The organism is Leifsonia sp. Y878, from assembly GCF_057669685.1.
On record NZ_JBYHFS010000002.1, the window covers coordinates 155,351 to 169,756 of the forward strand.

At 63.5% G+C, this 14,406-nt stretch carries 11 protein-coding genes; all 11 read left to right on the top strand.

Features of this window, described 5'->3' with window-relative positions:
• The 11 genes from AC25Y4_RS07030 (at position 1) to yjfF (ending at position 14,268) form a co-directional block, all read left to right on the top strand.
• Positions 1-1,023: a LacI family DNA-binding transcriptional regulator gene (locus AC25Y4_RS07030; protein WP_488119682.1), complete on the top strand. Its 1,023-nt coding sequence runs from the start codon at positions 1-3 to the stop codon at positions 1,021-1,023.
• Between the two features lie 80 nt (positions 1,024-1,103).
• The gene (locus tag AC25Y4_RS07035; protein ID WP_488119683.1) at positions 1,104-2,531 is read left to right on the top strand and encodes an MFS transporter; all 1,428 of its coding nucleotides are present in this window, start codon (positions 1,104-1,106) and stop codon (positions 2,529-2,531) included.
• A 367-nt stretch (positions 2,532-2,898) separates the two neighbouring features.
• A complete protein-coding gene (locus tag AC25Y4_RS07040; protein ID WP_488119684.1) occupies positions 2,899-3,609 on the top strand; it encodes an L-ribulose-5-phosphate 4-epimerase in 711 nt (236 codons plus the stop codon).
• Positions 3,610-3,796: 187 nt separating this feature from the next.
• On the top strand, positions 3,797-4,876 hold the full coding sequence (gene chvE / locus AC25Y4_RS07045; RefSeq protein WP_488120441.1) for a multiple monosaccharide ABC transporter substrate-binding protein: 1,080 nt from the start codon (positions 3,797-3,799) through the stop codon (positions 4,874-4,876).
• Between the two features lie 95 nt (positions 4,877-4,971).
• Entirely contained in the window at positions 4,972-6,501 is a 1,530-nt protein-coding gene (mmsA, locus tag AC25Y4_RS07050) for a multiple monosaccharide ABC transporter ATP-binding protein (RefSeq protein ID WP_488119685.1), read from the top strand.
• Between the two features lie 34 nt (positions 6,502-6,535).
• The gene (gene mmsB, locus AC25Y4_RS07055; RefSeq protein ID WP_488119686.1) at positions 6,536-7,777 is read left to right on the top strand and encodes a multiple monosaccharide ABC transporter permease; all 1,242 of its coding nucleotides are present in this window, start codon (positions 6,536-6,538) and stop codon (positions 7,775-7,777) included.
• A gap of 346 nt (positions 7,778-8,123) precedes the next feature.
• Positions 8,124-9,122, top strand: a complete 999-nt coding sequence (locus tag AC25Y4_RS07060; protein ID WP_488119687.1) for a type IV toxin-antitoxin system AbiEi family antitoxin domain-containing protein — start codon at positions 8,124-8,126, stop codon at positions 9,120-9,122.
• Between the two features lie 372 nt (positions 9,123-9,494).
• Positions 9,495-10,475 (top strand): ABC transporter substrate-binding protein, encoded by a 981-nt coding sequence (locus AC25Y4_RS07065; RefSeq protein WP_488119688.1) that lies wholly within the window; start codon positions 9,495-9,497, stop codon positions 10,473-10,475.
• A 120-nt stretch (positions 10,476-10,595) separates the two neighbouring features.
• A complete protein-coding gene (locus tag AC25Y4_RS07070) occupies positions 10,596-12,185 on the top strand; it encodes a sugar ABC transporter ATP-binding protein (protein ID WP_488119689.1) in 1,590 nt (529 codons plus the stop codon).
• Positions 12,182-13,213 carry an ABC transporter permease gene (locus AC25Y4_RS07075; protein WP_488119690.1) on the top strand — a complete coding sequence of 344 codons (1,032 nt, stop codon included), beginning with the start codon at positions 12,182-12,184 and terminating at the stop codon, positions 13,211-13,213. The genes AC25Y4_RS07070 and AC25Y4_RS07075 overlap by 4 nt, the downstream gene beginning before the upstream one ends.
• Positions 13,210-14,268: a galactofuranose ABC transporter, permease protein YjfF gene (yjfF, locus tag AC25Y4_RS07080; protein ID WP_488119691.1), complete on the top strand. Its 1,059-nt coding sequence runs from the start codon at positions 13,210-13,212 to the stop codon at positions 14,266-14,268. Before AC25Y4_RS07075 ends, yjfF begins: the two co-directional genes overlap by 4 nt.
• The last annotated feature ends 138 nt before the right edge of the window (positions 14,269-14,406 follow it).

Consider the following 14,406-nt stretch of genomic DNA (forward strand, 5'->3'; position numbering starts at 1 on the left):
ATGACTTTGGAACCACCAGCTGGCCGCGCGCCGAGCATTCGCGACGTCGCGCGCCTCGCGGGGGTATCCCACCAAACAGTTTCACGGGTGCTGAACAACCACCCGAGCATCCGCGAGTCGACCAAGCTGCGTGTGCTCGAGGTGATGGACGAACTGCAGTACCGCCCCAATCGTGCAGCCCAGGCGCTGGTCAAGGGGCGCTCGCGCACCATCGGCGTGCTCTCGTCGTCGGGTTCGGAGTATGGCCCGGCGAGCAGCATTGCCGCGATCCAGGACGCAGCACGGGATGCCGGCTACTACGTGAACACCGCGAACCTCACGAGTGTCGACCAGCCGTCGATTGAGGCTGCTGTTGCGCATCTCATGGACCAGTCTGTCGAGGGACTGATCGTCATCGCACCGCAGGTGCGCGTCTTCGATGTGCTTGAGCGGCTATCGATCGGGGTGCCTCTCGTCACACTGCAGTCGGCTGGCCGGCTAAACGACAGAGCCCTCTCCGTTGACCAGATTGCGGGTGCACGACTCGCGACGCGGCACCTCATCGAGCTCGGCCACACCAACATCTACCACCTGGCCGGCCCGCAGGACTGGATCGAGGCCGAGGCCAGGATGCGCGGCTTCCTCGACGAGATGAGTGCCCAGGACGTGCCGACGACGGCACCCATCCTCGGCGACTGGACGGCCGAGTTCGGTTACTACGCCGGGCGGGAGCTGCTGCGGGTGCGGGACTTCACCGCCATCTTCTCGTCCAATGACCAGATGGCGCTCGGTCTCATGCATGCGATCCATGATGCGGGGCTCAGCATCCCGGGGGACATCAGCATCATCGGATTCGATGACATCCCAGAGGCGCCGCATTTCTGGCCGCCGCTGTCGACCGTGCGACAGGACTTCGGCGAACTCGGACGTCGCAGCATCGCACTGCTGCTGGCCGAGATCGACGGCGAAGACACCGAACCCTATCGTGGCGCGATCATGCCGGAACTGGTTGTCAGGTCGTCGACAGGGCGGGCCGCCTTCTAGGTTGCGCGCGGCATCCGCTGCGGTAGTGGCGTGTGCCATGGGCGGTGACCGACGACACCAGAACCGTGCAGAATGGCACTATGAGCGATGGCGACACAGCGGGCACGAACACGTCCGACGGCGGAGGTGGGGTACTCAGTCCGACGTATCGCTGGATCAGCATCGGAATGTGCGCACTCATCCTGCTTGCAGCATTCGAATCGCTTGCCGTCACGACGGTGATGCCCGGTATCAGCGCCGAACTCGGCGGCGAATCCCTCTATGCGCTCGCCTTCGCAGGGCCGCTGGCGATCAGTGTCGTCGGGATGGTCGTAGCCGGCAACTGGTCTGACCGGCGCGGGCCGCGTGGTGCAGTGCTGGCTTCTGTTGTCCTGTTCGCGATCGGCCTGATCGTCGCGGGAACGGCGAGCTCAATGGCCGTGCTGGTGGTCGGCCGGCTCATTCACGGATTCGGCGGTGGCGCTCTCACTGTCGCCCTGTACGTGATCGTGGCGCGGGTCTACCCGGAGCACTTGCAGCCGCGGATCTTCGCCGGCTTTGCTGCAGCGTGGGTGGTTCCCTCGCTGATCGGCCCGTTCATTGCCGGTGTCGTCGCGGATACGTTCGGGTGGGAGTGGGTATTCCTCGGGGTCGTTGCGCTCGTCGTTCCCGCCGTGGCGATGGTGGCACCGGCGATGCGAGGACTGGGGGAGAAGCCCGGCCCAGAGGCGCCGTCGTGGAGCGTTGCGCGCATTGCCCTGGCATCCTGCGCCGCGGTCGCCGTGCTGGCGCTCAACCTGTCAGCCGGACTCCAGGGCTGGATCTCCTGGGTTGTCCCTGTCGTCGCGATCGTGCTGCTCGCCGTCGTGATCCGCCCGCTGCTGCCGACCGGAACGCTGCGCGCTGCACGAGGCTTGCCGAGCGTCGTGCTGCTGCGCGGGCTCATTGCCGGCGCATTCTTCGGCGCCGAGATCTACATCCCGTACCTGCTCTCAGACCAGTACGGGTTGTCGGCCTCCATGGCCGGACTGGCGCTGACCGTCGGCGGCGTCATGTGGGGCGCCAGCTCGCAGGTGCAGGGACGCTATGCGACACGGCTCACCCACCGACTGTGCTTCCGCATCGGGTCTGTCCTGCTCGGCTTTGCCCTTGTGGTGGCGATCGTTGTCCCCATCCTCGGCATATCGGCCTGGATCCTCATCGTCGGCTGGGGCGTGGCCGGCGCCGGCATGGGCATCATGTACCCGCGCACATCGGTGATGGCGTTGCAAACGTCGACGCCAGACAGCCAGGGCTTCGTGAGCTCTGCCATTTCAATTTCGGATGCCATCGGCTCATCAACATCGCTCGCCCTCTCGGCCATCGTCTTCATTTCCCTCGCCCCGCTCGGCGGCGTCTGGCCGTTCGTCGGCTGCTTCGGACTGGCCGCGCTGTTCTGGCTGCTGAGCATTGCGGCCGGCCGGCGCGCGACCGTTGCCACCCCTGCCGCAGGCCTCACGACGACGGTGCCGAGAGCGGTTGTGCAGTAGGCAGGCGGGCTCCGCCGACGCCAAACGACCCTGATTCTGGCCTTTCGCCGCCGTCAGTCAGGCGGCAGTTACACAACCGAGACATTTCCAACTTGACAGGCAAATGCCCCATGCGACTAACATGGGCAGGCGGCCAATGTGAACGGTCACATTCTGGTGAACCAGCATCGACCGCACCACAGCATCGCCTAGCACCACAGCAAGTTCACCCGCAATGTCGCACCAGGTAACCACCACGCGTCAGACAAAGGAGTCGTTTCGTGAGTACGTCCGCCCGCTCGTCCCAGTTCGCTGGGCGCAACGACGGTGCGCTGTATCTCCGATCGACTGATGGCGTCGGCGTTGTTGCCGGAGCCGAGGCACGCGCATGAGCACCTACGGCCCCCAGATCGAAGTCGCCATCGCCAGAGTGCGCGCCGACATCGCCCGCCTGCACGCCGAGCTGACCCGCAACGGCCTGGTCGTCTGGACCGGCGGCAATGTCTCCGGCCGGGTGCCGGGCGCTGACTTGTTCGTGATCAAGCCGTCTGGCGTGAGCTACGACGACCTGGCCCCGGAGAACATGATTCTCTGCGACCTCGACGGTGCTGTTATTGCCGGTACGCCAGGGGCTGACCGGTCGCCGTCGAGCGACACGGCCGCGCACGCCTATGTGTACCGCAACATGCCGGAGGTCGGCGGGGTGGTGCACACGCACTCCACCTACGCCACGGCGTGGGCGGCGCGGGCTGAGGCGATCCCGTGTGTGATCACGGCGATGGCCGATGAGTTCGGCGGGGAGATCCCGGTCGGCCCGTTCGCGATCATCGGCGATGACTCCATTGGCCGCGGCATCGTTGAGACGCTGACCGGGCACCGCTCGCGTGCGGTGTTGATGGCCAACCACGGCCCGTTCACCATCGGCAAGGACGCCAAAGACGCGGTAAAGGCCGCCGTCATGGTCGAAGACGTCGCCCGCACGGTGCACATCGCCCGGCAGGGCGGCGAGCTCGTTCCGCTGCCGCAGAGCGCCATTGACTCACTTTTTGATCGTTACCAGAACGTCTACGGACAAGCTCCGCAGGGAGCGCTCTCGTGAACGATAAAGCCACCACCGTGCGTGACATCACGCATCAGGTGCGTTGGAACCCGGCCCGCCATGCCTTGGCACCGGGCCTGTAATCACATCTGTCCACCCACTCGCACAAATCAATGTTGATAGAAAAACTCGAAAGGGAACCACAGTGAAGAAGAAAGCACTTCTCGCAACTCTGGCCGCTGGTGCCATGATCATGTCACTGGCTGCTTGCTCCGGAGGCTCCGGCGATGCAGCCGACGGCGCCGGCGACGGCGGACTCGTTGGCGTTGCAATGCCCACGAAGTCTTCAGAGCGTTGGATCCAGGACGGCAACGCCGTCAAGGACCAGCTCGAGGCACAGGGATTCAAGGTTGACCTGCAGTACGCAGAAGACGACATCCCGACCCAGGTCTCACAGATCGAGAACATGATCACCAAGGGCGCAGAAGCCCTGATCATCGCCTCGATCGATGGCACCACGCTCACCAGCGTGCTGCAGGAAGCCGCAGACAACGACATCCCCGTCATTGCCTACGACCGCCTGATCCGCGACACGGACAACGTTGACTACTACGCAACGTTCGACAACTTCAAGGTCGGACAGCAGCAGGCATGGTCGATGCTCAACGGACTCGGCCTGACCGAGCTCGACGGCACCGCAACCGCCGATGCTCCTGCTGGCCCGTTCAACGTCGAGCTGTTCGCCGGCTCGCCCGACGACAACAACGCCACGTTCTTCTACAACGGCGCAATGGATGTCCTCCAGCCGCTGATCGACGACAAGACGATCGTCGTCAAGAGCAACCAGACCGACTTCAACACGGTTGCCACGCTCCGCTGGGACGGCGAAACCGCCCAGAAGCGCATGGAGAACATCCTGACGTCGACGTACTCCGACGGCTCGAAGGTCAACGGCGTTCTGTCCCCGTACGACGGCATCTCACGAGGCATCATCTCCGCTCTGACCGACGCCGGATACTCGGTGGGCGCAGAATGGCCGATCATCTCCGGCCAGGACGCTGAGCTCGACTCCGTCAAGGCAATCGTCTCAGGCGAGCAGTTCGCCACCATCTTCAAGGACACCCGCAAGCTCGCAGAGGTCGCAGTCAACATGACCCTCGCGCTGCTGAACGGCGAAGAGGTCGAGGTCAACAACACGACCGACTACGACAACGGCAACAAGGTTGTTGACTCCTACCTGCTGGACTCGGCCATCGTGGTCAAGGACAACATCACGGAGCAGCTGGTTGACAGCGGCTACTGGACCCAGGCCGAGATCGACGGCTAACACCCGAATGCGACAATCCGGTGGGGCACGCGAGTGCCCCACCGGTGAGTCATCTCACTCCCCAGCTCTACTGCACTACTGAGAGAGGCACGCAAGTGACCACCAACATTCTCGAGATGCGCGGCATTACCAAGACGTTCCCCGGCGTCAAGGCGTTGCAGGATGTCACGCTCAACGTCGGCCGCGGCCAGGTTCACGCCATCTGTGGCGAGAACGGCGCAGGCAAGTCCACGCTCATGAAAGTACTGAGCGGGGTCTACCCGTTCGGCACATACACCGGCGACATCGTCTTCGAAGATGAGGTCGTCGAATTCCGTGACATCACGGACAGCGAGGCCAAGGGCATCGTCATCATCCACCAGGAGCTGGCCCTCAGCCCGTACCTCTCTATTGCAGAGAACATCTTCCTGAACAACGAACAGCGTGGTGCCTTCGGCCTCATCGACTGGAACAAGACAAACCACGAAGCCGCGAAACTGCTCGCGCGCGTCGGCCTTCGCGAGAACCCCACCACGCGCATCCTCGACATCGGCGTCGGAAAGCAGCAGCTGGTCGAGATCGCCAAGGCACTGTCGAAGCGAGTGAAGCTCCTCATCCTCGACGAGCCGACCGCCGCGCTCAACGACGAAGACTCAGATCACCTGCTCGACCTGATCCAGCACCTCAAGGAGCAGGGGATCACGTCGATCATCATCAGCCACAAGCTGAACGAGATCAAGAAGGTCGCCGACTCCGTCACCGTCATCCGTGACGGCAAGACGATCGAGACGATCGCCAAGCAGGACGTCACCGAAGACCGCATCATCAAGGACATGGTCGGGCGCGACCTCGAGCACCGCTACCCGGATCACACGCCGAACATCGGCGACGAGATCCTGCGCGTTGAGGAATGGACGGCCCACCACCCGCAGGATGTCACGCGCGTCGTGGTCGACAACGTCAGCCTGAACGTGCGCAAGGGTGAGATCGTCGGCATCGCCGGCCTCATGGGTGCAGGTCGCACCGAGTTCGCCATGAGCCTCTTCGGTCGCTCGTACGGCACCCGGATCTCAGGGCGCGTCTACAAGAACGGCGTCGAGATCAAGACCCGTTCCGTAGCTGAGGCCATCGACAACGGACTGGCGTACGCCACGGAAGACCGCAAGCAGTACGGGCTCAACCTGATCGAAGACATCCAGCGCAACATCTCGATGGCGTCGCTCGGCAAACTCAGCCGCGGCGGCCTGGTCGACAGCAACGAAGAATTCAAGGTTGCCAACGAGTACCGCAAGAGCATGAACATCAAGGCTCCGTCTGTACTCGCCAAGACCGGCAAGCTCTCCGGCGGCAACCAGCAGAAGGTTGTGCTGTCGAAGTGGATCTACTCAGACCCGGATGTCCTCATCCTGGATGAGCCAACGCGCGGCATCGACGTGGGCGCGAAGTACGAAATCTACGCGATCATCAACCAGCTCGCGGCGCAGGGCAAGGGCATCATCGTCATCTCGTCTGAGCTGCCTGAGCTGCTCGGGATCAGCGACCGCGTCTACACAATCTCAGAGGGCGCGATCACGGGCGAGTTCCCGATCGAGACGGCGACGCCGGAAACCCTCATCAAGCACATGACCATGGAAAAGGCTCGCTAGCCCGCGGCTAGTGAGACATAAGGAGAAAACACCAATGAGTGATCTCGAGAACAAGCCGGCTGTTGAGACGGCCGCGGGTGCCCTCGTCAACCCGAGTGCCTCAAAAGTCGGATCGTGGTTCAGCCACGTGGTCAGCGACCTCGGCAAGAACGGCATCTTCATTGCCCTCATCGTCGTCGTCGTACTGTTCACGTTCCTGACCGACGGCATCCTGCTGCGTCCGCAGAACATCTCCAACCTGATCGTGCAGAACGGGTACATCCTCGTACTGGCGATCGGTATGGTCATGGTGATCATCGCCGGCCACATCGACCTCTCGGTTGGATCGGTTGCCGCCTTCGTCGGTGCCGTGTCTGGTGTGTTCGCGGTGAGCTGGGGACTGCCATGGTGGCTGTCAATCATCCTGTCGCTGCTCGTCGGTGCCCTCGTGGGTGTCTGGCAGGGCTTCTGGATCGCGTATGTCGGCATCCCGGCGTTCATCGTGACGCTGGCCGGCATGCTGATCTTCCGTGGCCTTGCGCTCGCGGTACTCGGAAACGCCAACATCGGTTCGTTCCCCGAGCAGTACCGTGCACTCGGCAACGGCTTCCTGAACAACGTCTTCGGTGAGTTCGAGCTCGACCCGCTGACCCTCGGTATTGCCGTGATCGCGATCATCGCGCTTGTCGTTCAGCAGGCACGAACCCGTGCCGGACGTGCCAAGTACGGCCAGGACGTCGAACCCCTCGTGTGGTTCGTCGCCAAGCTCGTTCTGATCGCCGTGGCCATCGGTCTGTTCGGCTGGGCACTTGCCTCGTACAAGGGCATCCCCGTCACGCTGATCGTGCTCGCCGTGCTGGTTCTCGTTTACGGCATCATCATGAACCGCAGCGTCTTCGGTCGTCACATCTACGCCATCGGTGGCAACCTGCACGCCGCTGAGCTCTCTGGCATCAAGACCCGCAACGTCACCTTCTGGCTGTTCGTCAACATGGGTGTGCTGGCCGCATTGGCCGGCCTCATCTTCACCGCTCGCCTGAACCTGGCTGGCCCGAAGGCCGGTGACGGCTTCGAACTCGAGGCCATCTCGGCGGCCTTCATCGGTGGCGCTGCAGTAACGGGTGGTGTCGGCACCATCGGCGGCGCCATCATCGGTGGTCTGATCATCGGTGTGCTGAACAACGGTATGTCGATCATGGGCATCGGCATCGAGTGGCAGCAGGCCGTCAAGGGCCTCGTGCTGCTGCTGGCCGTCGCGTTCGACGTCTACAACAAGCGTCGCGCAGGCGGTCGCTAAGCCCAGCCACAGACCGCGGGCGATTCGGGGGAATCGTTCGCGTCAGAAGCCCCGCCGCCTTTGGGCCGCGGGGCTTCTGTGTGTCTGTGGCGGTCATGCGCTGTCAGTGGAGCAGCCATGCGGACGACGCGCGGGTTAGCCCGTGCCTGTGCCCGGCGTGGCTCGTGCAATCCTGGCGCGCGGTTTCCCGGTGGGCGCGCGCTTTATCGCGCGCCCACCGCGTTTTCGCGCGCCCAGCCTTCGCGCCGAGGTGACGCAGAGTCCTGCACAGCGGATGCCGATGCGATCTGTCCACAGATCGTGCGCTGCAAGCGCTCGGCATGGTGCAGCGAGTGCACCGTGAGGCATGCGTGATTTTCTTGAGACTGCAGCCGCCAAAAACGCGGAACTGATTCCCGCCGCCTCATTGAAGCGATTGGGCGTCTCGACGCACACGGTGGAGTCGCTTGTTGAGCGGGGAGAACTGGTGCGGGTCAGGCAGGGGGTCTACGTCGATGGAGAGCGCTGGGCATCAGCGAAAGCCGACGAGCGCTACCGACTGTTCGTGGGCGCGACGCACCACCTTGCACAGCGACCCGTCGTCGTGTCGCACGAATCCGCGGCAGTGTTGCATGGGCTGCCAACAATCGGCGCCTGGCCGAAGACGGTTCATGTGATCGACTCGACGGCATCGGGCGGGAGCAATGCGCGATTCATCACCAGGCACCGCAGAGTGTCTGCGCCTGACACCGTGCAGATCGGCGCGATCGCCGTCACGTCACTGGCGCGAACCCTCGTTGATGTGGCGACAACGGCAAGTTTCCTTGTCGCCGTCACCATGATTGACCACGCGCTCCGTGGCGAGAGAGAAAGAGCGGATGCAGCGCAGAAGCGCGGCATCCGCGCACCGGTGACCCTGACGAAAGCTGACCTGCATGCAGAGCTGGCGCCGGGCCTTTCCGTCGCCCGCCGCGCGAAAGCAGAACGGGCCATCGGCTTCGCAACGGATTTGTCGGCGAATCCCGGGGAGACACTTGGTCGAGTTCGCATGTATGAGCTGGGGTTCGAGGTGCCCGAACTGCAGGTGTGCTTCCCGAATGTCGGCGGGCATACCTACTGGGTCGACTACTACTGGCGGCGCATTCGTAAGATTGGCGAGTTCGACGGCACGCACAAGTACACGCGCGGTGCGGTGCTTGGTGACCGCGACCCTGCTGAGGTTCTTTTGGCCGAAAAGGCACGAGAGGATGCGCTGCGCCATGACCCAGGTTGCGACAGCTTTGACAGGTGGGATTGGGACACGGTGATCTCCCCGCGTCGCTTTCACGCCTTCCTCGTTGCGCATGGGGTGCCGCGCGCGCGATGAGGCGCTGGGTGCAGACATCCTGGCGCGCGGTTTTCCGCTGGGCGCTCGGTTTATCGCGCGCCTGCCGGGATTTCGCGCGCCCAGACTTGCGCGCGCCCCGCCCGCCCGCCCCGACGAGCCCGGCTCGGGAGGTCGACGGCGCAGGCAGGCCGCGCGCGGCATCCGCTGCCGTTTTATGAGCGCTCACAATGCGCCGGCATCCGCTATGCAACGAACAGATAACGAATGTGGCGCAAAATGTGATCTCCCCATTGTGAGCGCTCACAATTCGGCGCTAGCATGCCATCACGGTCAGAATGAACTGCCCGCCCGGCCCCAGGTCATCGCAGCATCAGTCTTCGCCGGGAACGCTGAACAAGGAGGTTTAGTCAGATGAAGAGACTCATCACTGCGGTTGCCGCCAGTGCCATGATCATCGCCCTCGCGGGCTGCTCAGGCACGGACGCCGGCTCGACAGGTGAAGCCAAAGACCCGAGCGAAATCGTGGTCGGGTTCGCCCAGGTCGGCGCAGAAAGCGGATGGCGCACCGCCAACACCAAGGACATCCAGGACGCATTCGCCGAGTCCGGCATGGAACTCAAGTTCTCGGATGCCCAGCAGAAGCAGGAGAACCAGATCAAGGCGATCCGCTCCTACATCACCCAGGGCGTTGACGTCATCGCGTTCTCGCCCGTCGTCGAAACTGGTTGGGATGCCGTGCTCAAGGAAGCACAGGATGCCGAGATCCCGGTGGTCCTCACCGACCGCGCTGTCGACTCAAAGGATGACTCGCTGTATGTGAGCTTCCTCGGATCCGACTTCATCGCAGAGGGCAAGAAGGCCGGCGACTGGCTGGTCGCTGAGTACAAGGACCAGACCGACCCGGTGAAGATCATCCAGCTCGAGGGCACAACGGGCGCCGCCCCGGCCATCGACCGCGCAGAAGGGTTCGCCGACGTGATTTCGGCAGACCCGAAGTTCGAGGTTGTGGCATCGCAGACCGGTGACTTCACGCGTGCCGGTGGCAAGCAGGTGACGGAAGCACTCCTGAAGTCGAACCCCGACGTTGACGTGATCTACGCACACAACGACGACATGGGACTCGGCGCGATCGAAGCGATTGAAGCGGCCGGACTTGTTCCTGGCCAGGACATCAAGATCATCACCGTTGATGCCGTGAAGGATGGCATGCAGGCCCTGGCCGACGGCAAGATCAACTTCATCGTTGAGTGCTCACCGCTCCTCGGCAAGCAGCTGGTCGATATCGTCAAGCAGGTCGTTGCCGGCGAAACCCCGGAGAAGCGCATCATCACCGAAGAGACGACATTCACCCAGGAGCAGGCCATCGAGGCGCTCCCAGACCGCCAGTACTAGGCGCTAAGCGAGATCGCGGGCCGAGTGGTCGAACCACGACCATCCGGCCCGCGGAACCCGTTCCCGCCGCATCCGCTTCACTCGGCCGCATCCGTTTTCACTGAAGAAAGCAGAACCGGTATGACCGTAGAGACACCCGTTGTCGACATGACCAACATCTCGATCTCGTTCCCTGGCGTGAAGGCGCTCGACGAGGTGAGTTTCCGAATGTTCCCCGGCGAGGTGCACTCGTTGATGGGGGAGAACGGCGCCGGCAAGTCGACGCTCATCAAGGCGCTGACCGGCGTGTACTCCGTCGACAGTGGCACCATCCTGCTCGACGGGACGTCCGTGTCATTCGCCGGACCGGCGCAGGCGCAAGAGGCCGGCATCAGCACGGTCTACCAGGAGGTCAACCTCCTCACGAATCTCAGCGTTGCCGAGAACATCATGCTCGGCCGCGAGCCCCGACGCTTCGGCGGCATCGACTGGCGTGCCACCCGCAAGCGCGCGGCTGAGCTGCTCACGCGACTCCACCTCGACATCGACCCAGGGTCACTGCTCGGCTCGCACTCGCTCGCGGTGCAACAGCTCGTCGCCATCGCCCGTGCCCTCGACGTGCAGGCCAAGGTGCTCGTGCTCGACGAGCCGACATCGAGCCTTGATGCCGACGAGGTCACTGAGCTATTCCGCGTCATCCGCTCGCTGAAAGAAGAAGGAGTGGCCATCCTCTTCGTGTCGCACTTTCTCGACCAGGTCTACGAGATCTCCGACCGGCTCACGGTGTTTCGCAACGGCAAGCTCGTCGGCGAATACCTCACCGACGAGATCCTGCGCATCGACCTCGTGCAGAAGATGATCGGCAAGGAAATCGCCCTCCTCGACGACCTGCAGAAGAAGACGCACGACCAGAGTGTTGCCGACGACGAGGGCGAAGTGCCATTCATGCAGGCGATCGGGTTCGGGCGCAAAGGCGCCATCGAGCCGTTCGACCTCCGTATTTACGAGGGCGAGGTCGTCGGCCTTGCCGGTCTGCTTGGATCGGGGCGCACCGAGCTGGCCCGCATCCTCGCGGGCATTGATCGACCGGATGCCGGCAGCCTCGCCGTCGGCGGCCGACAGAGCAAGTTCCGCACACCCCGTTCGGCTCTGGCCCGCGGTGTCGCATATTCCTCCGAGAACCGGAAGGCAGAGGGTGTGGTCGAGGACCTCACGGTGCGCGACAACATCGTTCTCGCCCTGCAGGCTGACCGCGGCTGGTTCCGCCCGATTCCGAAGAAGCGGCAGGATGAACTCGCGGCCAGCTACATCCAGGCGTTGAACATCCGCCCGGCCAACCCCGACGCCCTCGTGAAGAATCTCTCCGGCGGCAACCAGCAGAAGGTGCTGCTGGCCAGGTGGCTTGCTGTCGCGCCCCGGCTGCTGATCCTCGACGAACCCACCCGCGGTATCGACGTCGGTGCCAAGGCAGAGATCCAGAAGCTCGTCGTGAACCTCGCAGAGAACGGCATGTCCGTGATCTTCATCTCCGCCGAGCTCGAGGAGGTGCTCCGCCTCAGCCACCGCATCGGCATTCTGCGCGACCGGCGCCTCGTGGCCGACATCAACAACGACGATGTGAGCGTTGACAGCCTGCTCGCCATCATCGCTGACGGCTCCGTCGCCGACGAAGCACCACGAGCATCGACCAACGGGTCTGACAATTCCTCTCTGACAGGAGCAACAACGTGAGCAAAGTATTCGCCAGCCGCCTGTTCTGGCCCGTCGTGATGCTGCTGGTGCTGTTCGCCATCAACCTCATTGCGTTCCCCGGATTCTTCAACATCACGGTCAAGGACGGCCACCTGTTCGGCAGCCTCGTCGACATCGTGCGCAACGGGGCGCCGACGCTGATCATCGCTGTCGGCATGACGCTCGTCATCGCGACCCGTGGCATCGACCTCTCCGTCGGCGCCATCTGCGCCATTGCCGGTGCGGTGGCGTGCTCGATCATCCTGGGGTCCGACAATCCAGGCAGCATCACGACGGTCATCGTCGCGGTGACCGTCGCCATCCTGATCTCGCTTGTGCTCGGTATGTGGAACGGATTTCTGGTGGCGGTGCTCGGCATCCAACCCATCATCGCGACCCTCATCCTGATGACGGCCGGTCGCGGTGTTGCGATGCTCATCACAGAGGGCCAGATCCTCACGGTGAACAGTCCGCCGTTCAAGGTGCTCGGCACCGGCTTTGTGCTCGGCCTGCCGATCGCCGCGGTCATCGCCGCCGTGATCTTCGCTCTCGCCGCCCTCCTCACTCGGCGTACAGCGCTCGGGATGCTGATCGAATCGGTCGGCATCAACCCGGAGGCCAGTCGCCAGGCCGGTGTGCGCTCGCGCGGCCTCGTGTTCACCGTCTATACCTTCAGCGCCCTGTGCGCGGCGATCGCCGGCCTCATCCTCACCTCAAATCAGACGGCAGCGGATGCCAACAACACCGGCCTGTTCATCGAGCTCGACGCCATCCTCGCCGTCGTCATCGGCGGAACGTCCCTGGCCGGTGGCCGTTACTCGCTGGTCGGCACACTGGTGGGAGCCCTTGTCATCCAGACGCTGGTCACCACGGTGTACACCGTCGGCATCCCGCCCATCGCGACCATGGTGTTCAAGGCCGCGGTGGTCACCATCGTCTGCCTGCTGCAGTCGCCGACCACCAACGCAGCGTTCGCGCGATGGCGCCATGCCCTGACATCCTCCCGGAAGGAGACGGCCACCTCATGAGCACCCTGACCCAGACACCCACTCCGGCCCAGGGCCCGACTCCGAGACCGCCTCGGGCAACCGCAAGCCCCGTCAGCCGATTCCTCAGCGCGGTGCGGGGCCTGTTCACCAGTCCGAAGTACGGTCCGGTACTCGTCACCCTGGTGCTGCTCATCCTGATCTTCGCGCTCGGTGGCAGTCGCTACCGCGGCTTCCTGTCGGGGCCGGTCATCCTCAACCTCTTCGTCGACAACGCGTACCTGATCGTGCTCGCCGTCGGGATGACCTTCGTCATCCTCACCGGCGGCATCGACCTCTCTGTGGGCGCTGTCGTCGCGCTCTCGACCATGATCGCGGCCAGCCTGTTGCAAGCTGGGTGGGAGGCCGGCGTGGTGATCCCGCTCATCCTCGTCGTCACGTCGACTCTTGGCTTCCTGGTTGGCCTGATGGTGCATGTGTTCAAGATCCAACCGTTCATCGCCACCCTGGCGGCCATGTTCCTGGCCCGCGGCCTCTGCTACGTGATCAGCAACAACTCGATCACCATCGACAACCCGTTCTTCGTCGCTCTCGCACAGACCCGGATTCCTGTCGGGCCGAGGATGAGCATCAACGCCAGCGTCATCATCGCGCTCGTCGTCGTGGCCGTCGCCTTCTATGTGTTGCACTACACGCGCCTCGGCCGCACCGTCTATGCGATCGGCGGGGGAGAGCAGTCCGGCATGCTGATGGGCTTGCCCGTCGCCCGCACGAAGGTGCTGGTCTACGTGATCAGTGGCTTCTGCTCTGGCCTTGCGGGGGTGCTCTTCACCTTCTATACGCTCTCCGGCTACAGCCTCACCGCCGTCGGCACCGAGTTGGATGCCATCGCGGCCGTCGTGATCGGCGGCACCCTGCTCACCGGCGGCTACGGATTCGTACTCGGCTCTGTGCTCGGTGTGCTCGTGCTCGGCACCATTCAGACCATCATCACCTTCGAAGGAACGCTGAGCTCGTGGTGGACCCGCATATTCATCGGCGTGCTGCTGCTGGTGTTCATCATCCTGCAGAAAGTGCTGACGAAAAGGCGGCGATAGCGGATGCGACGTGGTCGGGTGCGATATTGCCGGTTGCGACATTGCTGGTTGCGACGTGGCATCAGTAGTGAAATGGCACGAAGTCGGGCGCCGGACACGGGAGAATAGGCCATCAATGTGTAGTGTCATGCGCCACGG

Excerpts from the sequence above, each read along its gene's own strand:
- AC25Y4_RS07070 (WP_488119689.1), top strand. The coding sequence starts at position 10,596 with ATGACCGTAGAGACACCCGTTGTCGACATGACCAACATCTCGATCTCG.
- AC25Y4_RS07060 (WP_488119687.1), top strand. The coding sequence starts at position 8,124 with ATGCGTGATTTTCTTGAGACTGCAGCCGCCAAAAACGCGGAACTGATT.
- yjfF (WP_488119691.1), top strand. The coding sequence starts at position 13,210 with ATGAGCACCCTGACCCAGACACCCACTCCGGCCCAGGGCCCGACTCCG.
- AC25Y4_RS07065 (WP_488119688.1), top strand. The coding sequence starts at position 9,495 with ATGAAGAGACTCATCACTGCGGTTGCCGCCAGTGCCATGATCATCGCC.
- mmsB (WP_488119686.1), top strand. The coding sequence starts at position 6,536 with ATGAGTGATCTCGAGAACAAGCCGGCTGTTGAGACGGCCGCGGGTGCC.
- AC25Y4_RS07030 (WP_488119682.1), top strand. The coding sequence starts at position 1 with ATGACTTTGGAACCACCAGCTGGCCGCGCGCCGAGCATTCGCGACGTC.
- AC25Y4_RS07035 (WP_488119683.1), top strand. The coding sequence starts at position 1,104 with ATGAGCGATGGCGACACAGCGGGCACGAACACGTCCGACGGCGGAGGT.
- chvE (WP_488120441.1), top strand. The coding sequence starts at position 3,797 with ATGATCATGTCACTGGCTGCTTGCTCCGGAGGCTCCGGCGATGCAGCC.
- AC25Y4_RS07040 (WP_488119684.1), top strand. The coding sequence starts at position 2,899 with ATGAGCACCTACGGCCCCCAGATCGAAGTCGCCATCGCCAGAGTGCGC.